The organism is Spirulina sp. CS-785/01 (assembly GCF_028330525.1).
Lineage (GTDB): Bacteria > Cyanobacteriota > Cyanobacteriia > Cyanobacteriales > Spirulinaceae > JAQMSD01.
Window position 1 is genome coordinate 13,537 of the sequence record NZ_JAQMSD010000060.1, and the last position, 22,114, is coordinate 35,650.

Consider the following 22,114-nt stretch of genomic DNA (forward strand, 5'->3'; position numbering starts at 1 on the left):
CACGATATAATTGCCCTAAAATCGTTTTTTTAGAGTCGGACACGAAACAACCTTGTTAGAACTGCTCAAAACCCTGCGAGACATTATTCATAGATGGTGGTCAGAATTCACCCTGCAAACGCGACTGCTTGCAGGGGCAACCCTTGTTGTCTCTCTATTAATGAGTGGTTTAACCTTCTGGGCCGTGAATACCATTCAGCAAGATGCACGGCTTAATGATACCCGCTTTGGCCGTGACTTGGGCTTGCTGTTGGCCGCCAATGTTGCCCCCCTAGTGGCCGAAGATAATCTCAGTGCAGTAGCCCAATTTTGTACCCGCTTCTATAGCAATACCTCCAGTGTCCGTTATCTGCTTTATGCGGATGAAAAGGGCAAAATTGTCTTTGGCATTCCCTATTCGGAAGCGGAGGTGCAAAATTCCCTCACCATTCAACGGCGCATTCACCTGCCGGAACATTATGGGGAAAATGCGGAACTGCCCATGGTGCGGCAGCATACAACCCCCAATGGAGAAGTGACAGATGTATTTGTGCCTCTGAAAAATGAGGGACAATATTTGGGGGTGTTAGCTGTAGGGATTAATCCTAACCCCACGGTAGTGGTGTCGTCTAATCTCACCAGAGATGTCACCATTGCGGTGTTTATCTCGATTTGGGCTATGGTGATGTTAGGGGTGGTGTTTAATGCCTTAACGATTACTAAACCCATTAAGGAATTATTGGTGGGGGTAAAAAATATTGCTGCTGGGAACTTTAAACAACGGATTGATTTACCCTTGGGGGGAGAACTGGGGGAGTTAATTTATAGTTTTAATGAGATGGCGGAACGTCTCGAACGCTACGAGGAGCAGAATATTGAGGAATTGACGGCAGAAAAGGCGAAGTTGGAGACGCTGGTTTCTACTATTGCTGATGGGGCGGTTTTATTAAATACGGATTTAGAGATTATTTTAGTGAATCCTACGGCCCGGCGGATTTTTGGCTGGGAAAATCAAGATGTGATTGGTCGAAATGTGCTGCACGTCCTCCCCTCTCCGGTGACGGTACAACTGACTCGGCCTCTTTATCAATCGACGGCCAAACAGACTCTCCCTGAAAAGTCTGATCAGATGCAGCATTTGTATCCGTCGTCCCATCCCTCGGAACAGGAACGGGAAAAGGAAGGGGATGAGTTTCGCATCGCGCTCAAGCAACCGACAGAACGGACAATTCGTATTCTCTTGACTCAGGTGTTTGATCAGTATCGGGAGAATATTAAGGGAATTGCTATGACGGTGCAGGATATTACGCGAGAGGTGGAGTTAAATGAGGCGAAAAGTCAGTTTATTAGTAATGTTTCCCATGAATTGCGGACTCCTCTGTTTAATATTAAGTCGTTTATTGAGACGTTGTATGAGTATGGGGAGGATTTGAAACAGGATGAACGTCAGGAGTTTCTCCATACGGCCAATAATGAGACGGACCGGTTAACGCGGTTGGTGAATGATGTTTTAGATTTATCCCGTCTGGAGTCGTCGAAGACGTATCAACTGGAAGCGGTGGATATTTCCCGTCCCATTGAACAAACCCTGCGAACTTGCCAACTGAATGCGAAGGATAAGGGGATTGAGTTGGTCCATGAGATTGAACCGAATTTAGCTCCGGTTTTGGGTCATTATGATTTATTGTTACAAGTGTTTGCTAATTTGGTGGGTAATGCCTTGAAGTTTACTCCGTCTGGGGGAAAAGTGACGATTCGGGCCTATCAGTTGCCTGTTGATCCCACTGTTCCCAAGGAGACTCCCAAGGTGCGTGTGGAGGTTGCGGATACGGGATCAGGGATTGATTCTGAAGATCAGGAGGCGATTTTTGATCGCTTTTTCCGGGTGGAAAATCGCGTGCATACTTTGGAGGGGACGGGTTTAGGGTTGTCCATTGTCCGCAATATTATTGAAAAACACCATAGTCGGGTGAATTTGATTAGTGAAGTGGGGGTGGGGAGTACGTTTTGGTTTGATTTAGAGGTATATCAAGAGGAATTCCCAATGACTTCGGATATGAAGCAGCAAACGGAGCATTCGTCTCGCGTGGCGATTGGAGAGTAAGATGTTGTATGAAGAGGATTTTCATCGTTGGGTGGAACGGACAGTGGAGCAGTTGCGCGATCGCAATTATGATCAGATTGACTGGGAGAATTTAATTGCGGAGATTGAGCTTCTGGGCCAACGGGAAAAAAGTACGCTGAAAATCCATTTACGGGGATTATTACGCACTTTGTTGGAGTATAAGTATTTCCCTGAACACAGTTCTCCCCATGCAAAGGATAAGTTACTCCAACACCGTCAGAAGATTCGAGAGACGTTAGAAGATAGTCCCAGTCTCAAGGACTATAGTGAGGAGTTGTTTGAGGAGTCTTACCAACGGGCCCGTCGGGCCGCTGCGTTGGAGATGGATGTTGATTTGGATACTTTCCCCCAAGAGTCTCCGTTTACTTGGGAACAAACTTTAAATCCTAAGTTTTTGCCTTAGTTTTTTTGTTGGTTGTTGTTTGTTCTTTGTCCCACAGAAACCGGGTTTCTACTCAACATTGTGGGCAAACAAGATAAGTTTGGATAGAAACCCGGTTTCTTAATCCCAATTACCCATTACCCATTACCCATTACAATGCGTCGTGATTTAAGGAAATTATTGATTAGTCGTCGGGAATTGAATCGGTTGACGGGGGTTTATTTGGGACAAGATCAGGGAGTTCAACCGGATTTCTCGGTTAAGGGGTTAGTAATTGCTTTATTAGCGGCTTTTTTGCTGTTTTTTAGTTCTGAGTTGCTATTTGAGAATGGGATTATTGCGATTATTTTAGGGGTTTTTCCTCTTTATATTTTCTTTGATCGTTTGCTCAATAGTACCGCATTTATGGAGTCGGAAGAAACGGGGTTTTTGTTAAATTCTGAACATACTCACAACTTAAAAGCCTTATTAGATGATGTGGAAAAGTTTAATAAAGTTGTCAAAACCCTTGATGTGACGGATCAGTTAAAAGAGGCTGGAAATCGGGGAATGACAGGGCGCGATCGCGCCAAAGCCATAGAAGCCTTAAAACTCGCTAGAGAAGACTTGATCCGGGCTTTAAAAACAGAACGAATTTTGCGAGAAAATCATAATCTACTTAATGATATTATAACCGAAAATGACGATTTATTCTTAAATAATTTATCGAGTTTAAATGCCTTGGCCATTGAAAGTCAAGCCACCGAATTCGGGGAAATTCTCGATAATGTCCTCCAAATTGCCACCAACGTAAAAACCGAAATGCGCAAGTTACAAGGACAAAAATAGTTTATTTTTTCTCAAGTGTAGCCTGAGTATATGTGTTGAATCTAAATTCTGATCTGTTTGAATTTAGAAAAACTACACCTAGAGGACTTTTTACCTAGTAACCCCTTACCCCTCTTTTTTCACCGAAGACTGAATCACCAAACTGGACATTTTTGCCATAGGTAACGTAATCTTAACCGTTGTTCCCTCATTTTCCCCTTCACTAAACAGTGTAATTTCCCCCTCCATTAAATCCATTAACTGTCGAGAAATTGCCAACCCTAGACCAATTCCCCCGGATTCTCGTGTCGTTGTTCCATCGACTAAAACAAACGGTTTAAATAATTTCTGCTGTTCCTTGGGATCAATACCAATTCCAGTATCTTGAATCGTGATCACAGCTTGTTGACCACTGGCACTAGAAGGGAGTTCCGGATTTTCTGGGTCAGGAATAATCACATATTCCGCATAGGTGCGAATGTAGATCGACCCTGCTTTAGTGAATTTTACGGCATTATCCAAGATATACAGAAACACCTGCCGTAAGCGACTGGGATCAGCATGAACCACTAACTCCTCCTCCCACTCCTGACAGTCCAATTCAAGCCCTTTGGCCTCCATCTGGGGGTGGTACAGGGAAATGGCATCTTGTAACACCTTGGACAACTCCACCGCTTCAATATGCACCGATAATTGTCCGGTTTCCATCTTAGAAATATCGGCAATTTCATCCATAATTCCTAACAAATGCACCGCCGACTGTTGCGCAGTCCCCAACCAATCTAATTCCTCCTCCTTGGAATCACATAAATCATCGGTGACAAACTCAAGGGAATTAATAATCCCATTTAACGGAGTGCGCAATTCATGGGACGTAATCCGCAGAAACTCAGTTTTGAGACGATTTGCCGTTTGAGCTTCTTGCCAAGCGGTTTCTAACTCTTTTGCCCAAGTCTTCAACCGTTCGATCATATTATTATTCAACTCATTGGCAATCTCTAATTGTTGGTTCGCCACTTCGAGTTCCTCAGCCCGATGATTATTTAATTCATTGGCTTTTTCTAACTCCTCTGCCCGGTGACGCAACTGTTCGAGCATATTATTAAACGCGATTCCCAACTGGCGAAACTCATAAATGGTGAAGTCACTGGGAATGGAATCTTGGGAATGGAGATGGTCTTGAGTAAAGGCATAATCACGGATTTTCTCTAGGGGGAGTGCCATTTCCCGGGCCATGTAAAGGGTAGCGGCCACAGTAGCGATAATTAAGACAAACGTTAGGGTAAGGAGAAAGGTCAGTAATATCCGACGAATTTCGTCTAAGGTGGCTAAAGCATTATCAAGACGGGTAATGGAAAGAATCGCCCATTGTTGACCCTGTTCTTGGGGGAGGGGACTGGGAATGGCGGAATATCCTGAGAGGAGTTCCACCCCATTTTTTTCAAAGGAAAAGAGATGGAGAAAATCCTGTCGTCCGGCCAAGGCATTACGGAGGATGCTTTGTAAGCGTTCTGCATCGTCTTCTTGGGCAATATTGCGACCCACTCGATCCGATAACGGATGGGCTAAAATTGTGCCATCTTCGTTAATAATGACCGGATAGCCAGATAATGAACCGGGTTGCAGGGTTGTGGGTTCGATGACTTCGGTTTTGACGAATAAGAGATGGCTGAGTTGGTTATTGGCATTATAAACAGGGGTAGCCAGGAGGAGATGGAGTTGACTGGCCGGGGTGATACTGCTGGTTGCTTGTCCCCCCTCTTGTTCCGTGTTGGGTAAGATGACTTGGACTTGGACTTGGTTGGGGGTGAGGAATAAGGAGGTTTGTTCCTCGGACCAAAAGGTTGGATCAAATTGGCCGAGAGGTTGGGGTTGACAGGTGCTACTGGTAACGGTTTGGGTGTCGATCTCCACCAGTTGAAGACAGCGAATTTGGGTGGGGAGGGTTTGACGGAGATGTTCTAGGTAAACGCGGTTATTGGGGGTGAGGTTTTCGCTGAGAAACGGATGTTCACTGGCGGCGACTAGGTTGTTTTTTAAGGATGCGATCGCGTCTTCAATTCGTTGGGCTTTCCGAGAGGCACTTTCGGTGAGATTTTGCCGGGCGGTTTCCAATAAAGCGGAACGGGCTTTACGATAGGTCACGACATAGGTTGCTGTCACCCCCACGAGAATAATGGGAACGCTGAGTAACAGTAAACGAGAAAGTAAAATTCGACGGAATGACCGCGAGACAGGCTTAGCCATAAAAAACTACAGTTTTTACGCAAGAGAGAAGTGAACCGAAATGAGCAATAGTATTGAGTATCTTCGAGCTTGGGTTCGTCGTTATCTTTTCAGGGCAGGAGACCGTGATTCCGGTGAGCAACATTAACCGATACCTATTCACAATGATAAAGGTCACACCCAAAGAATGTTTTAAAGAATTGATAGAGTTACAGCATTTTTTTGTGAAAACTGTGTGAAGGGACTAAGCTAGGAGGATGAACTTACGGAATATCCAGTGAAGTGTCCCCAGACTACAGTGATTTTAGCGATGAGTGCGGATGGTAAAATTACAGACCATTTGCATTCTCCGGCCCGGTTTGGTTCATCCCAAGACAAGGCCCATCTCGAACGGCAAATTGCCCAACAGGATGGGGTGTTATTTGGGGGGGGGACATTACGGGCTTATCATACCTCCCTTTCGGTTCGCACTCCTGCCCTGATCGAACAACGTCAAGCTGAGAATCGCCCCCCCCAACCCATTCAAATGGTTTGTTCTCGTCGGGCAGATTTTAACCCGGATTGGCGATTTTTCCAACAACCGTTTCCCCGTTGGTTACTCACTCCCCCCGAAAAGGCGCGATTCTGGCAGCAGTCTCCCCATTTTGAGCGAGTTTTAGCCATTGAGTCTTGGCATTGGCCAGCAATTCTCAGCCAGTTATATGATTTTGGCCTGCACAAGTTGGCCATTTTGGGGGGAGGGGAGTTAGTGGCCCAACTGTTAGAAGCGGGTTGTGTGGATGAATTGTGGTTAACGGTGTGTCCTCTGATCTTGGGGGGAAAAACTGCACCCACTCCTGTGGATGGGGAGGGATTTTTGGCGACTCATGCCCCCCAGTTAGAATTATTAACGGTGCAACAGGGGGGACAGGAGGTATTTTTGCATTTTCGGGCCAAAAAAAATCACCCTGTCGGGAAACAGAGTGAGTGAGGGAGTGAACTGTATTGTAGAGAGTTCTTAACCCCTCTGTCGTGAGAGGAAACTTAGGCGGTGGCGACTTGGATGCGGCCTCGTTTAACGGCGCGTAAGATGCGATTGACGGCGCGGCGATCGTCTTCTTCTAAGGTATCATCGAGGGCGGCGGCCATTAAACCGTAGCGATCGCTAAGGGTTAAAGCACCCGTTTCAGTGGCGGAGGCGAGGATTTCAGCGATTGCACCAGGAAGCAGTTGGATTGGGTTAAACATGATGGTTTGGGGGTTGAACTCTCTACAGTTTTAATAATCGCCTGTTTTACCTTGAAATAACGTGACAGACTCCCCAAGGGATTTGTGAACCTCGTCCAACAGCCAAGTGAGGGAAAATACCTAGGCGGCGTGATCGAAATCACAGGTTTTTAGAATGCACCGGGACGGGAGATAATTGACGGGATGATCGTTATAGGGAGAGTTCCAAGTTGCTTACGCTGGGTGTTAATATCGACCATACAGCCACCATTCGTCAGGCCCGACGCACTGTAGAACCTGATCCGGTTGCGGCTGCGGTTTTGGCTGAGTTAGGGGGGGCTGATGGCATTACGGTTCATTTACGGGAAGATCGGCGGCATATCCAAGATCGGGATGTGCAGGTGTTGCGAGAGACGGTCCGCACTCATTTGAATTTGGAGATGGCCCCGACGGAAGAAATGGTAGCGATCGCGCTAAACCTCAAACCCGATTATGTCACCCTCGTCCCAGAACGTCGAGAGGAAGTAACCACCGAAGGGGGGTTAAACTTGTTGGGGGATATGCCTCGCTATAGTCGCATTGTAGAGCAATTACAAGGTGCCAATATTCCGGTCAGTTGGTTTATTGATCCCGATGGAGAACAAATTGAAGCTGCCGCAGACACTCAGGCCCAATTCATCGAACTCCACACGGGAAAATATGCCGACGCAGAGGGCGAAACCCGTCGCTCTCAAGAATTAGAGGGATTAAAAAAAGGCTGCGCCAAGGCCATTTCTCTGGGGTTACGGGTGAATGCAGGCCATGGCCTCACCTACTGGAATGTATATCCTGTAGCTTGTATTCCAGGGATGGAGGAGTTAAATATTGGTCACACGATTATTAGTCGTGCGGTTTTAGTGGGAATGGAACGGGCCGTGCGAGAAATGAAGTTGGCGATGCAGGGGAAGGTTTAGCAAGTTAAGGTGAGATTGAAGGGAGATGGGGGAGTTGATTGTAGGTTGGGTGAAGCATAGCGTAACCCAACATCCCCTAACAATTAACAATTAACAATTGAGGGTTAAGCGACAGCGCAACCCAACACCCCCACGTGAAAAAAATTTTGGTTTTATTTCGTTCCACTTTGATTGGCTTAACCCCGAAAATATTAAACATTGTCAACAGAAAACCAAAGCATCTATTGAGTATCACAGTAAAATTGGTCAAGCCATTTTAGAGCAAGAACCTTGGGATTTCTTCCTCATTGCCTTTAGTGAAATTCATTTTGCTAATCACTGGTTTTGGCATTTGAGCGATCGCACTCACCCCCTCTATCCCTACCTCGGAAATGACGCAGAAGACCCCCTCCTTGACGTTTATCAGTCCGCAGACCGAGCCATTGGAACTTTAGTCGAAAAAGCTCCTAAAGATGCCAATAGTCCAGTGTTTAGGAGGAGAAATTCAAGAAGTACGAGACTGGATAGAAGAGTTACAACAGGAGAAAAACTGGTTAAAACACGAGTTAAATGCTTCAGTAACTTATGCTCAAAACCTAGAAATAGAGTTAGCGAGTAAAACCTTTGAACTAAACGAGATTAAAAATAGTCAATTTTGGAAATAATTTAAACTTTATTATAAAATTCTCAAATCAATCTCAAACTAAAAACTTCCATGAAAATTGAATTGATATTTTTCATTTATTTATCTAAACTGTAATTAAAAATAGGAGACTTTGAAGAAAAGTTAGAGAAGATTCTAGCACTGTCTGTGGTGGAGAATGAGAATAGGAGAAAAAGCACGCGATCGCATTTTATCCCTTTGTAGCCCCAAAAACATCCTCCAGCAACGACTCAACCACATCCAACACCTCCTCGACCACCCCAAACCACATCACCTTTTCCCCTCCCTCAACTATCCCCCACACGGACACATCAACCTTCCTTCCGTCACGTCCTTCACCGAAAACAACCCACTCCTTTCCGTAAGCATGGAAAGGGATTAGAGTAGGATATCAAAAGGGTTATGCTTTCACCCAAAAACAATATAGCATCAAAACCCAACCTCTTGTAGAGTTCTATGAAATAGAAAAAACCATACTATGAATAAGCAGGCTTGAGAGGTTTGGGTGGGCAATGCCCACCCAGCCCTGTCAAGGTGAGAAATTGTAGAACGAGACACCGTTGTTTCAGACACTTGTGAGAGACATTTTCTCCCCCTCTCCCAAGGTTGGGAGAGGGGGTTGGGGGGTGAGGGTCTCACCTCTATTCCGTTTCTCCGTTCAACCGTAAGAGAATATCTTCGAGTTGGTCGGTCAATTCCCCATACTGGGACCAATTGCCATTTTGTAAGGCTTCTTGGGCTTGTTGATAGGTGTCTAAAGCCGATTGAATCAGGGTATTATTGGGACTCGGTGTGGTTTCTCTCGGTTGGGTGTCTTCTGTCGTCTCCTGAGTCGTTGAACCTTCCCCGAAAATGGTCGCTAAGGCTTGATCTAAGGTTTCTCTCATCACCACTTGTTCATCATAGGCCACGATGACCCGTCGTAGTTCTGGGAGTTCCCCTTGTTCGGCCCGGAGATAAACGGGTTCAACGTATAAAAGGGACGTATTAATGGGAATTACTAATAAATCTCCCCGAATGACTCTTGAACCCTCCTGACTCCATAGGGTTAATTGTTGGGAAATGGTGGGGTTTTGGTCGATGCGGGCCTCAATTTGTTTGGGTCCATAGACCAGTTGTTGTTTCGGGAATTCATAGAGTAAGGAGGTCCCGTAATGTTCCCCATCCGATCGCGCGGCCATCCAAGCCACCATATTATCCTTGTTTACAGGCGTAAAGGGCAAAATCAACATAAATTCCTCGGACTCGGCCTGGGGAAGCTGCATGATGATGTAATAGGGTTCGACTTGTTCTTCATTCCCTTCGTAGAGTTGGGTGGGGAGTTTCCAGAGGTCTTCTTGATTGTAAAAGACTTCTGGGTTATCCATGTGATAGGACAGGTACATTTGCGCTTGGACCATAAAGAAGTCTTGGGGATAGCGAAAATGCGCTTTTACTTCGTCGGGAATGGTTTCCCCTGGGGAGAATAAGTCGGGGAAAATCCGTTGATAGGTCTGTAATACGGGATCATCGGGATCAACTACTAAAAACTGCATAGTCCCATCGTAAGCATCAATGAGGACTTTTACGGAGTTGCGGATGTAGTTGATGTTTTGGCTAAAGGGTTCGGAATAGGGATAGCGATCGCTGCTAGTATAAGCATCAACAATCCAATGTAACCGCCCATTAATTAGGGTAATATAGGGGTCTTGGTCTAAGCGGAGGAAGGGGGCGACTCGACGAATGCGATCGCGGATTTGACGATGGTAGAGGATTTTCGAGTCTGGGGTGAAATAGTTGGAAATGAGGATTTTCAAGTTACTCAGATCGTAAGCATACAGCAAACGATGGAAGAAAGTGGGCATCGGAACACCCCCTACGCCATCATAGCGGTTGTTGGCGTTGTCATCCCCCTGGGGAAAGTCAAATTCATTGGTACTCATCCCCGTAAAAACATAGTGATTGGTGTCTTCTCCGTAATAAATGCGCGGTTGATCAATCTGTAAATCAACGGTGGATTTGGGGGGAATATCTTGAATCATTAATTCCGGTAAACCTTGGGAGGTGACGCGGTTAACCGGACTCATAACCAGACCATACCCGTGGGTATATTTTAACCGTTGGTTGACCCAATTTTGCGCCCGTTCTGGTACTTGATCATAGGCTAATTCTCGCGGAGAGAGCATCACTTGGCGATAATTCCCGTCGATGATGTAGCGGTCAATATCGACATCATTAAAACGGTAATAGAGACGAATTTCTTGCAGTTGTCGATAGGTACTCAACAGGGGACGATAATCCCATAAACGGATATTTTGTAGAGTGGTTTTATGCTTCTCGAAGACATCTGAGGTAAGATTTGGTTTGACGGGATAGGGTTTATTTTCGATGTCATCCAGTTGATAGGCTTGTCGCGTTAATTTAAGATTATTCTCAATATAGGGTTTCTCTTTAACTAATTCATTTGGACTAACCACTAATTGCTGTTCTAGGGAGGGGATTAACCCTTGAAAAATTAAGGCAATAATTAAATAAAATCCCAGACCATAGAGGGGGACTTTTAAGCTACTCTGACGACCAGAAAAAGCAATTAATCCCGTCAAAACCACACTTAATACCGCCATTAAAATGAGCGAAAATTGGCGGGTGTGAACGTCGGTATAACCTGCCCCAAAAACTACTCCTTCTACAGAGTACAAAAGCTCATAGCGTTGTAACCAAAACCCCACTCCCACTAATAAGGCCATGGCTGCGAATAAATAACTAATATGCCCTTTCGCTGGCCGAATTAAGGCATATTGCCAACCCCGATTCCAATCAATATAGCCTTTTAATCCATAAATGGGTAAAATAACAATTAATCCAGCTACACAAAGACCTAATAACCAATTACGAACACCGTTATAAAAGGGGACTTGAAAGAGATAAAAGCCAATATCTTGTTGATAAATGGGATCAATTTCACCAAATTCCGCCCCATTCCACCATCTTAACACCAGTTCCCAGGCTTCTGTGGTGGAACTAGCAGCCACAAAAGCAAGGAAAATTGTGGCCGCAATAGCTAAAAATTTAACTAGCGTTTTAATGGGAATTGTGGTATCTTGTTTACTTAATTGTACAGAGCGAAAGGGACTATAGCGGGTGAGACTCATGGCCAAGCTATAATTGCCCCAAACAAACAGGCCAAAGACAACAAATGTACCAATCCAAGACAGCGATCGCCCGATTAATAATGTCCAGAATACTCCCGAAAACTCAACCGAATCAAACCACCACATTTCTGTAATGGTATGCACTAAAGGAGTTAATGCGACTAATAAAATAATCGCAAAAACTAAACTATAAAGAAAAACTTTAGGTTGTATTCCTTTTTGGGAAGAAAATGGCGAATTACTCATTATTTGGTAAGAGATTATAGGTCATGGGTAATTGGTGATGGAGAAAAAAAGGAAAAAGCCGTTAGAATTGAGTTAAAACTCTCTATTTTCTTTTCTACCTTCTATCTTCTCCTAATTGTTGATTGCTGATTGTTAATTGCTAATTGTTAATTGCTAATTGTTAATTGTTAATTGCTAATTGTCTAACTGCTTTTCAATTTGGGGGATTTTAAAAACATAGCGATAGCCAATCTCCGGTGAACCTTGAATAATAATCTTGCCCCCGTGCATTTCCGTGAGATGACAACTTAACAATAACCCTAACACTTCTCTAGACTTTTCTTCAGGGGCTTTCTGACTGCGTTGTTCCACCTTCAGAGATTTAATTAAAGACCGCAAGGTCGGATTTTCTGGAAACGCAGTTTCCTCCGCCGTTTCTAAATTATCTAAGGTGGCCGTTTCCAAGCCTGTACTCGGTAAATTATTATCTAACCAAGGATGGGTAGCCCAAACCGAAATAGTCAAAATTGGCATCGGATTAATGGGGTCTTCCACTTTCCGCGATACATGAACATGAATCTCACTGCCCACATCTGCCGACTGCACCAGACTATACACTAAATAATAAAGGGCTTGGCGAATTTTTTCCTTATCTAATAACCAAATGCGGTTTCCAGGTTCAATAGAAAGGGTTAAACTTTGTTGATTTTGTTTAGCGAGGGATTCGAGATTAGTGAGAGACTGTTGACAGACCATCTCCACATCTGCCGAACTGAGATTAAGTTGAGCATTGTGTTCATCTAAAACCCCCAATGTCACCATCTCCTCCACCACTAACAAGAGTTTCTGGCCACTATTGTGGATAATTTCGACATATTCCTTTTGTTTCTGCGTCAACGGTCCATAGAGTTGTTGTTCCAACATCCGGGCCATTCCCATCACCGAGGTGAGAGGACTACGCAACTCACTACTCAGTTGTACCAATAAATTGACCTTGAGTTGTTCCGTTTTCGTCAGAGAGGAGGAGTTTACCTCAATGGCCGTTTCTGGGGGGGAAGCGTCGGAGAGGTTGTGTCTTCTTGGAGAAGAAAACCGAGGGAGAGACGCAGCATCCGAAGCAGCATCTTGAGGGGAATGTTGCGTGAGGATATCGCGTTCATATTCACTGAGACACCATCGGGCCGTCAAGTTGAGAAACTCCACCTCTTGGGTAGAAAATTCGTGGGGTTGTTGATCAAAAACCGCTAATGTCCCGATACAAACTTGATTTTGGGTTAAGAGGGGAATACCGAGATAAGCACGAATGCCGTAATACTGAAATAAAATACTGTCCAGTAAAATCGGATATTGACTTAAATCGTTAATGATAAAGGGGTGTTGACTATCAATGGCGTATTGACAGTAAGATTCTCCTAGAGGCAGCGATCGCGTTTTCGCCAAATCATTCATCAACCCCATCTGATGCAACCCCACCACCGTCTTTAACTCAAGATAATCCCCCCGGACTAAAGAGAGCCAAGCAATGGGCGTTTGTGTAAAATGGGCAGCGGTTTGCGTCGCTTCCTCAAACACCGGAATATTCTCCGCATGGAGTAGGCCAAGAGACTCTAGCGTATTGAGTCTTTGTTGTTCTCTGGCCGCTGGGGTTAAGCCATCTAGACGACAGAAAAGCCTATTGGTGGGGTGAGCCATATTCCTCTATTCTCGGTGAAATAAGCGGTCTTTACCTATCTTAAAGGGGCATCGTTGCGCTAACCGTAAAACTGCAACGAAACTTCTTCATTCCCTACATTCTAGTCACTCCAAGCCGGATGTAATAAGAGGGCCTCATACATTCGCACCCCCCGCAACTGGTTAGAGAGGGGGAGATGGCCTTGGGGTGCGCTTAAATCCCAGATAAACTCGTTGGGATAGCGAGTCCAGGTTTTCTCATTGCGCCAGCCAATTTTATCCCATAGTTTATTAAAATCTTTCCCCAAGGATAGCCAGAGTTTCCGTTGGACAGAAAAGCCAAATTTCCCTTGGGAGTAAGCCAACCAGAGCGTATCGAGGGTTTGTAGGTCACTGACGGGGAATTTATCCACCTCAGTAAAATAAATCCAACGGCGTTCCATTGCTTGCGGCCCCGCTAACTCACAGAGTTTTTCGAGGGTGAGGCGGTCCGCTTGTTGAAAGTCTTGCTCGATCAGTAAATCTTGGAGAGACTGATACTCAATATTGCGATCGCTGTTTAAAGAGACAATCCCCTGGGGAAACTTCATCGTCAGAAAATCCTCAATCGCCGACGACTCCTGTTGTTTCAAGGTTAAATAAACTTGTCCCGTAGTCGGAGTAGGAGTTTCTGCTTGAGAGGAGAGAAACTCCATCAAGACTTTCAAACCCGGTTCTCCCAACTGTTCGAGTTGAGCGATCGCGGGAAGTTGTTTTTTGCGAGAACCGGAATTAAGCTGTTGGCGTAGGTTCTCCAATTCCGCTTGCACAGATGCCTGGTCTTGCTCGGTCATGGGGTTGTTGGATGCGTCAGAATCTAGATTTTATCGCATTCTTGAAGGCTTTTGTTTTGTAAAATCCGTTCCACCATTCCAGTCGTTGAGGAGGGAATTTCGACCTTGACTAATTCCACCCGACCCCCATAGGCAACAACTTGGGGATATTCGGGCAGCGTTTCGGGAGTATAATCTCCCCCTTTCACATAAATATCCGGTTTCAGGGTTTCAATCAGGGTAGAGGCCGTCTGTTCGGGAAAAATCACCACCGCATCCACAGGTTTTAAGGCCGCCAAGACTTCGGCCCGTTGGTCTTCGCAAGTCAGAGGCCGGGGCGGATAGCCCATTTTAGGCGGTTTCAGTTGCCGAACGGAGGAATCACTATTTAAACCAATTACCAGCCGTTTACCGAAGGTTTTGGCGGTCTGGAGATAACGAACATGGCCCACGTGCAGCAAGTCAAAACAACCATTGGTAAACACCAAGGGCCGCCATTGTTCGGGATAGGTGGTAATTTCCTGGTGTAACTGGTCTAGGGTATAGAGCATTTTATTGTTATTGGTTATTGGTGGTTGGTTCTTTGTGACAAAGGGAACAGGGAATAGGGAACAGGGAACTCCGGAACAGTTATTACTCCCCATCTCCCCCAACTCCCCCATCTCCCGACTCCCGACTCCCCCATCTCCAAAACCTAATCCTCCTTATGGGGAGACCGATATCCTTGTTCATAGGCGAAACGCACCAATTGCGCTCGGTTGTCCAGTTGTAACTTGCCTAAAATATTGCTGAGGTGACTTTGGACCGTGCGGGGAGAAATAAACAAGCGATCGCTAATTTGCTTATTCGTATATCCTTGAATCACCTCCCAAAACACCCGTTCCTCCGCCGGAGTCAACGGTAACGGTTCAGGGGGTTTCGCCTCCTCCTTCTGAGCAGTTTCTTCCCCCCCTAACTGACTCTCCCCCCTGCGAGAACCCGTCATTTGCTGCATCATACGGACAATCTCACTGTGAATGCGGCGCGATCGTTCCAATTGCGTCTCAATCTTCGCCAACAACTCCCGCATCGCAAACGGTTTCGTCACATAATCATCCGCCCCCATCTCATGACCCTTCACCCGGTCTTCCAACTCATTTTTCCCCGACAAAAAAATAAACGGCACAAGCTGGCCCGACGGCGTACTCCGTAGCGTCCGGCAAAAATCCAACCCATTCATCTCCGGCATCATCACATCCGAGACAATAATATCCGGTGGATTCTGTTCAAAGGCCGTCAACCCCTCCGTTCCCGAACTGACCCCCTCCACTTGATATCCGGCATTTTCCAAATACTCTTGCAGAACTTCCCGCAGAGTCTTATCATCATCAACCACTAAAACACGCTTCATGGGCAATCAAAAATAATTTTGAATTCAGCTTATAGAGAGCAAAATACAGGTGAAATATCTGCTAGCCTACCAAAAAGTAATCCTATCGAGAGTGAACGGTAATGTACGAAAAAATTCAGCCTCCTGAGCAAGGATCACCAATTACCTTTCAAGACGGTCATCCCGTTGTTCCCGACGATCCAATTATCCCCTTTATTCGGGGAGATGGCACAGGAGTTGATATTTGGCCCGCCACCCAAAAAGTCATTGATGCTGCCATTGCTAAAGCCTACGGCGATCAACGCAAAATCAATTGGTTTAAAATTTACGCAGGGGATGAAGCCTGCGAACAGTATGGCCAATTCCAATATTTACCTGACGATACCCTCAAGGCGATCGCAGAATACGGTGTTGCCATCAAAGGACCCCTCACCACACCCGTTGGCGGGGGAATTCGCTCCCTGAATGTAGCACTCCGGCAAATTAATGACTTATACGCCTGTGTGCGTCCTTGTCGGTTTTATCCTGGTACACCTTCTCCCCACAAGTCTCCGGAGAAATTCGACCTCATTATTTATCGGGAGAATACCGAAGACATTTACCTCGGCATAGAATGGCGAGAAGGCACAGAATTGACCAATAAGCTCATTAAGCACCTCAATGAGGACTTAATTCCCGCCACCCCTGAACACGGTAAAAAGCAAATTCGTCTCGACTCCGGCATCGGCATCAAACCCATCAGTAAAACCGGATCACAACGATTAATTCGTCGTGCCATACTCCATGCTCTCAGTTTACCCAAAGACAAGCAACGAGTAACCCTAGTTCATAAAGGGAATATCATGAAATACACCGAGGGAGCATTCCGCGACTGGGGGTATGAGTTAGCCACCACCGAATTTCGAGACCAATGTGTCACCGAACGAGAATCTTGGATACTCAGCAACAAAGAAAAAAATGCCGATCTGAGTATCGAAGAAAACGCTCGGAAAATTGACCCCGGTTATGACTCCCTCACCCCCGAAAAACGACAAGAAATTTGCCAAGAAGTTGAGTCCGTCCTCCAGAGCATCTGGGACACCCACGGAAACGGCCAATGGCGGGAGAAAGTCATGGTCGATGACCGCATCGCCGACAATATCTTCCAGCAAATTCAACTCCGGCCCGATGAATACTCCATTTTAGCCACCATGAACCTCAACGGCGACTATCTCTCCGATGCCGCAGCCGCGATCGTAGGCGGTTTGGGGATGGGTCCTGGAGCCAACATCGGCGATACCTGTGCCATCTTTGAAGCCACCCACGGCACAGCCCCCAAACACGCCGGACTAGACCGCATTAACCCCGGCTCGCTCATTCTCTCCGCCGTCATGATGTTAAATTATTTAGAGTGGAAAGAAGCCGCCGAGTTAATTGAAAACGGCCTAGGGGCAGCCATAGCCAACCGCCAAGTCACCTACGACTTAGCCCGCATGATGGACCCCCCCGAAAAAAATCCCATCAAATGCTCCCAATTCGCCCAAGCCATCATCGATCACTTTTAACAGAAATGTCAGGAGAAGTCCCCAGCTAAAATCTCTTTGATTTAGCTGGGGATGAATCCCGACCAATAAACCCCTAAACTTGGGTGAAAATCAGACAATAGAAAATCTCAGAAGGGGCGCAAGCATTGCGCCCCTTAATACTTAGCGTGACTAATTTCCTCTGATATAGCAGCCCTAAATAATTAACCATTAAAAATTGAATGATTAATACTTCACAAAACCTAGGGAAACAATTATCCTGCCAATTCGTCTCCCAAATCAATCAACCTAGGTAAATTTCCCTAACCCCCCCTAGGTAATTCACCATTCCGTAACAATACGGAAATAATTCCCCCTTCCCTTTAACCGGAACACCCACCTTTTGTATTGTATTACCCTCATAAATCCAATGTTAGAATTGTAGTAATCAAGAGTTGCACTTCTACAAAATCGCCAATGAAACACCCCCTGCTCCCCCTAAACTCTGGTTAAATATGCTAAACCTCCAGTGCTACTATAACCTTCTCCGACCCTCCCCCACCCTCCTATTTTGGCTAATTTTCAGCCTGCTGACCCATTCCCATTCCCTCGCCCAACCCATCACCCCAGCCAACGACAACACCGGAACAACTGTTCAGCAAAACGGAGAGCAATTTAACATCACCGGAGGCACACTTTCTCAAGACCAAGCCAACTTATTTCACAGTTTTCAAAAATTTAATTTAGACCCCGGCCAAATTGCCAATTTCCTCTCCCAACCAGAAATTCAAAACATCCTCGGACGAGTCACCGGAAACAACCCTTCTCTCATCAATGGACTAATTCAAGTCACCGGAGGAAACGCCAACCTTTACCTCATGAACCCCGCCGGGATTGTCTTTGGCAATAATGCCCAACTGAACATTCCCGGAGACTTTTTCGCCACCACCGCCACCGGAATTGGCTTTAGTAACGACCATTGGTTTAACGCCTTTGGAGAGAATAATTACAGCCCCTTAATTGGCACACCCTCCCAATTCGCCTTTGATCTCTCCCAACCCGCCGCAATCCTCAATCAAGGCGACTTAACCGTTAACTCCGGGCAAACTGTCACCCTCATGGGGGGAACAGTCGCCAATACAGGCACAATCACCGCCCCCAATGGCACAATTACCTTATCCGCCGTCCCAGGCAGTAATTTAATTCGCATCCGACAAGAAGGACACTTACTCAGCTTAGATATTAATCCCCCCAGAGATAACAACGGCAACCCCCTCCCCTTCACCCCCCTAGATATCCCAGAATTACTCACCGCATCCGAGTCTCCCATCTCCGCAGATCATCCCCTCAACACCATTGAAAGCGGAGATTTAGTCTTTACAGGGGCAATAAGCGGAGAAAACGTCCATCTGGCCGCCGTTAACCCCATTCAACCCGATGATCCCACCCTCATCCGTACCGGAAACGGCACAAGCCATAATCCCACCGTCATTCGTTTTGCCGAAGAATTCAGCGACTCTCTCGACTATACCTTCATTGACGAAAGAGCCGATAACCCCTATGACTTACTCTACGGGGGAGAAAGCGGCACGGTTTCTTCTCTCATCCTCCGGGATGAAAAGGGAATCGCCAAAATTACCGAAACCTTAAACTTTACCCCCCACCGCGTTGATACCCTCACCATCATTGCTGAAGGAAACACCGGAGAATTTTGGCTTGGCCAAGATTTCATCAGCGAGCAAAATATTCAACATTATCAAACCCAGTTACAGAGTTGGGGAGAGTCTCTCAGCCCCACTGCTGATATTCTCCTCTATAGTTGTTTTACCGCCTTAAATGCAGTCGGGGAAAGTCTGATTAATCAAATTGCCACGGCCACCGGGGCCGACGTTGCTGCCTCCGTCGATGCCACCGGAAGTGCTAACTATGGGGGGAATTGGCAGTTAGAGTACAGTACAGGCAATATTGAAGCACAACCCCCTTTAACTGAGACCACTTTAACGAACTGGGATGGGAAACTCGCCACATGGACAGTTCAAACCTTATCCGATACCGGAATAAATTCCTTACGAGAGGAAGTTGGCAATGCGGGCTTTGGGGATGATATTGTTTTTAATGTATCTGGAACAATTGCCTTAGCTAGTGAAATTAGTTGGTCAACGAATGATTTAACTATTGATGGTACGGGACAAAATATTGTGATAGATGGGGGTGGAAATCATCGCATCTTCAACACCTCTGCCAATACCGTCACCCTAAACAATTTAACCTTGCAAAATGGCAATACAACAGGAAGCGGGGGAGGAATTAATCATACTGGGACTGGAACATTAACAGTCAAAAATAGTACCATTAGTGGTAATTCTGCCAATGTGACGGGCGGAGGAATTGCTAGTTCGGGTAATGTTAATGTTAGTAACAGTAACATCCTGAATAATGATGCTGCTTCTCACGGAGGTGGAATTTATAGTTATAGAGATGTCCAAGTCACTAATAGCACTATAAGTTATAACTCTACCTATGGGAATGGGGGTGGAGTTTATAGTTTTATTGGCAAAGTTCACCTTAATTCTAGTACAATCAGTGATAATTTTTCCTCTGGGAGTGGCGGTGGGGTTTATGGTTTTGGAGATGTTACTGTTAATGACAGCATCATCAGTGGTAATTATGCTGACTTGAATGGGGGTGGTATTTATAGCCAAGGCAATGTTAGCGTTGATTATAGTAACATTCGTGATAATTTTTCTTATTTTAGTGGTGGTGGTATTTATAGTGGAGGAAATGTCAGCATTCGTGACAGTGTAATTAGTGGTAATTATGCTGACTTGAATGGGGGTGGCGTTTATAGTTTTGGAAGTGTTAATGTTGATTATAGCAACATTACTTATAATGATGCTTTTTCCAATGGTGGGGGAATTTATAGTTGGGGAACAATTACCTTAAATAGTAGTTCTGTAACTGGAAATACTCCTAATCAAATGAACTCTAATAACACCAGTTCCCCAGATTATAGTTCTAATTCCAGCTACTACGATTATGGGGGAACTTATTATAGTTATAGCTACAGTCCTAGTTACTATGATTATGGGGGAACTTATTATAGTTATAGTCCCAGTTCCTATAATTTTGGCGGTTCTTATGATAGCTATAGTCCTAGTTCCTATAGTCCTGGAGGCTATTATGACAGCTATAGTTATGGGTCTAGTTCCTATAATTTCGGAGGAATGTATTATAGTTATAGTGCCTACAGTCCGAGTTATATGGGGTCGTATAGTTCCTCAATCAGTGAAAGTACCATTAGTGGGAGTAGTGCCATTCCCGACGCTGGAGAGGGAGGAGTTGATAGTGCATCTATAGGAGACGAGAGCAGTTCTTATACTTTAGAAGATAATACTTTAGAAGAGAATAGTGAAACCGTTGAGTCGAGCGAAGATTCAACCGAAACCGCTACAGAGGACTCCACAGAAAGTTCCTCAGAAGAAAGTGAGGCAGAAACCTCTAATACTCAATCCCCTAGCAATGTTATTTCTAATCCCACAACGGTTGCCTTAGAAAACACTGAACAACAAGCGGCTAATACTTATGCCAACCGTTTAGGGGTGCAAGTCCCTCGTTACCTGCGCTTCACAGACATTCAGATGATGTTACAAGAGGTGGCGGACCGTCATGATATTGAACCTGCTTTTCTCTATGCGTTTTTTAAACCCACCAATCAACCGGCCAGCGAGTCGGGAGAAGTGCTTTGGGAATATGGGCAACAGGGGGGACAACGGCCACCTCGTCCCAGTGATGTGTTGGAATTAAAATTAGTGACTGCATCGGGGGAGGTGATCCAACGTCGTCCGTCGGGAGTCACTCGTGGTCAAATTCAGGAAATGGCCAATCAATTTCGCCGTAATGTGACTAATTATTCCCGTCCGATGAGTTTCCTGAAACCCTCTCAACAACTTTATCAATGGTTGATTGCACCGATGGAAGCGGAGTTAGCGGCTAAAGGGGTGGATAATCTGGCGTTTGTGTTAGACCGGGGTTTGTTGTCCCTGCCCTTTGCGGCGTTATATGATGGGGAACAGTTTTTGGTGGAAAAATACAGTTTAGGGATGATTCCCAGTGCGTCGTTTATTGATCCTCGGCCTTGGACGCAAGAAGAAACGCAGGTTTTGGCTATGGGGTCCGATACCTTTACGGATAATAATCCTTTGCCTGGGGCGACGTTTGAGGTGCAGACGATTACTCAAGACTGGTCTGGGGAAAGTTTTGTGAATGATCAGTTTTTGGTGGAGCGACTGAAACAGGCGAGGGAGCAGGGGACGTATAATGTGGTGCATTTGGCGACTCATGCGGAGTTTAAACCAGGTAAACCGAGTAATTCTTATATTCAGTTTTGGGATCAGCAGTTGACGTTAAATCGGTTACGGGAGTTAAGTTTGGATGACCCGGTGGTGGATTTATTGGTGTTGAGTGCTTGTCAGACGGCGTTAGGTGATCCGGATGCGGAGTTGGGGTTTGCGGGGTTGGCGATTCTGGCCGGGGTGAAAAGTGCGTTGGGGAGTATGTGGTCGGTGAATGATGTGGGGACGTTGGCCTTGATGACGCGCTTTTATGACCAGTTACAAACCAGTGAGACGAAATCGGAGGCGTTACGACAGGCGCAGTTAGCGATGTTGCGGGGGGATATCCAGGTGGATGGGGGACAATTGCAAACGCGCAGTGGCAGTTATTCGCTACCGTCGGCGTTACAAGGGGTGAATCGGGTTAATTTGAGTCATCCGTATTTTTGGAGTGGGTTTACGATGATTGGGAGTCCTTGGTGAGGCGGGGAGTTGATCGTTGCTAGTTGATGGTTTAACCACGAAGACACAAAGGGGAGATGGGGGGGATGGGGAAGTGTTAATACTGTTTTCGTTTCATTTCTCCTGATGCTTTCCTATTCTCAAGGCCACGATTTTTCTGCTCACTCTCAATAATCTTATTTCTTGGGATTGATAATGGGTGGGTCAGAGTTGATTAAAATTTGATTATCTAGCACTTATACGGAATCCGGTATCGACAGACCCTAAAAAATTATGAAACGCTCTCTGGG

Annotated in this window: 16 protein-coding genes; 9 read left to right on the top strand and 7 right to left on the bottom strand. The window is 45.7% G+C overall.

What is annotated here, in order from left to right:
- Positions 1-52: 52 nt before the first annotated feature.
- The 3 genes from nblS to PN462_RS03350 all read left to right on the top strand — a co-directional run bounded on the left by nblS (position 53) and on the right by PN462_RS03350 (position 3,314).
- Positions 53-2,083 (top strand): two-component system sensor histidine kinase NblS, encoded by a 2,031-nt coding sequence (gene nblS / locus PN462_RS03340; protein WP_272126524.1) that lies wholly within the window; start codon positions 53-55, stop codon positions 2,081-2,083.
- A 1-nt stretch (position 2,084) separates the two neighbouring features.
- Positions 2,085-2,507 carry a DUF29 domain-containing protein gene (locus PN462_RS03345; protein ID WP_272126526.1) on the top strand — a complete coding sequence of 141 codons (423 nt, stop codon included), beginning with the start codon at positions 2,085-2,087 and terminating at the stop codon, positions 2,505-2,507.
- 135 nt (positions 2,508-2,642) lie between these two features.
- On the top strand, positions 2,643-3,314 hold the full coding sequence (locus PN462_RS03350) for a hypothetical protein (RefSeq protein WP_272126527.1): 672 nt from the start codon (positions 2,643-2,645) through the stop codon (positions 3,312-3,314).
- A 105-nt stretch (positions 3,315-3,419) separates the two neighbouring features.
- On the opposite strand, the gene PN462_RS03355 is transcribed toward PN462_RS03350, so the two are convergent.
- Entirely contained in the window at positions 3,420-5,540 is a 2,121-nt protein-coding gene (locus tag PN462_RS03355) for a hybrid sensor histidine kinase/response regulator (protein WP_272126528.1), read from the bottom strand.
- Positions 5,541-5,796: 256 nt separating this feature from the next.
- Here PN462_RS03355 and PN462_RS03360 point away from each other — a divergent pair, with 256 nt between their 5' ends.
- On the top strand, positions 5,797-6,489 hold the full coding sequence (locus PN462_RS03360) for a RibD family protein (protein ID WP_272126530.1): 693 nt from the start codon (positions 5,797-5,799) through the stop codon (positions 6,487-6,489).
- A gap of 53 nt (positions 6,490-6,542) precedes the next feature.
- On the opposite strand, the gene PN462_RS03365 is transcribed toward PN462_RS03360, so the two are convergent.
- Entirely contained in the window at positions 6,543-6,746 is a 204-nt protein-coding gene (locus tag PN462_RS03365) for a hypothetical protein (RefSeq protein WP_272126532.1), read from the bottom strand.
- 209 nt (positions 6,747-6,955) lie between these two features.
- Here PN462_RS03365 and PN462_RS03370 point away from each other — a divergent pair, with 209 nt between their 5' ends.
- From PN462_RS03370 to PN462_RS03380, 3 genes are all read left to right on the top strand, one after another.
- Positions 6,956-7,678 carry a pyridoxine 5'-phosphate synthase gene (locus tag PN462_RS03370; RefSeq protein WP_272126534.1) on the top strand — a complete coding sequence of 241 codons (723 nt, stop codon included), beginning with the start codon at positions 6,956-6,958 and terminating at the stop codon, positions 7,676-7,678.
- Positions 7,679-8,130: 452 nt separating this feature from the next.
- Positions 8,131-8,322, top strand: a complete 192-nt coding sequence (locus PN462_RS03375) for a hypothetical protein (protein WP_272126536.1) — start codon at positions 8,131-8,133, stop codon at positions 8,320-8,322.
- Between the two features lie 156 nt (positions 8,323-8,478).
- Positions 8,479-8,703, top strand: coding sequence for a hypothetical protein (locus PN462_RS03380; RefSeq protein WP_272126537.1), 225 nt, complete (start codon positions 8,479-8,481; stop codon positions 8,701-8,703).
- 259 nt (positions 8,704-8,962) lie between these two features.
- On the opposite strand, the gene PN462_RS03385 is transcribed toward PN462_RS03380, so the two are convergent.
- From PN462_RS03385 to PN462_RS03405, 5 genes are all read right to left on the bottom strand, one after another.
- Positions 8,963-11,698, bottom strand: a complete 2,736-nt coding sequence (locus PN462_RS03385) for a UPF0182 family membrane protein (RefSeq protein ID WP_272126538.1) — start codon at positions 11,696-11,698, stop codon at positions 8,963-8,965.
- A gap of 174 nt (positions 11,699-11,872) precedes the next feature.
- Positions 11,873-13,369 carry a GAF domain-containing sensor histidine kinase gene (locus PN462_RS03390; RefSeq protein WP_272126540.1) on the bottom strand — a complete coding sequence of 499 codons (1,497 nt, stop codon included), beginning with the start codon at positions 13,367-13,369 and terminating at the stop codon, positions 11,873-11,875.
- 101 nt (positions 13,370-13,470) lie between these two features.
- Complete coding sequence (locus tag PN462_RS03395) at positions 13,471-14,181, bottom strand: GUN4 domain-containing protein (RefSeq protein ID WP_272126541.1); 711 nt, start codon at positions 14,179-14,181, stop codon at positions 13,471-13,473.
- Between the two features lie 23 nt (positions 14,182-14,204).
- Complete coding sequence (gene rfaE2 / locus PN462_RS03400) at positions 14,205-14,711, bottom strand: D-glycero-beta-D-manno-heptose 1-phosphate adenylyltransferase (RefSeq protein WP_272126542.1); 507 nt, start codon at positions 14,709-14,711, stop codon at positions 14,205-14,207.
- Positions 14,712-14,854: 143 nt separating this feature from the next.
- Entirely contained in the window at positions 14,855-15,550 is a 696-nt protein-coding gene (locus tag PN462_RS03405) for a response regulator transcription factor (RefSeq protein WP_272126544.1), read from the bottom strand.
- A gap of 101 nt (positions 15,551-15,651) precedes the next feature.
- Between PN462_RS03405 and PN462_RS03410 the strand changes: the two genes are divergently transcribed.
- Both PN462_RS03410 and PN462_RS03415 read left to right on the top strand, forming a co-directional pair.
- The gene (locus PN462_RS03410) at positions 15,652-17,073 is read left to right on the top strand and encodes an NADP-dependent isocitrate dehydrogenase (RefSeq protein ID WP_272126546.1); all 1,422 of its coding nucleotides are present in this window, start codon (positions 15,652-15,654) and stop codon (positions 17,071-17,073) included.
- Between the two features lie 473 nt (positions 17,074-17,546).
- On the top strand, positions 17,547-21,845 hold the full coding sequence (locus PN462_RS03415) for a CHAT domain-containing protein (RefSeq protein WP_272126548.1): 4,299 nt from the start codon (positions 17,547-17,549) through the stop codon (positions 21,843-21,845).
- Positions 21,846-22,114 lie beyond the last annotated feature (269 nt).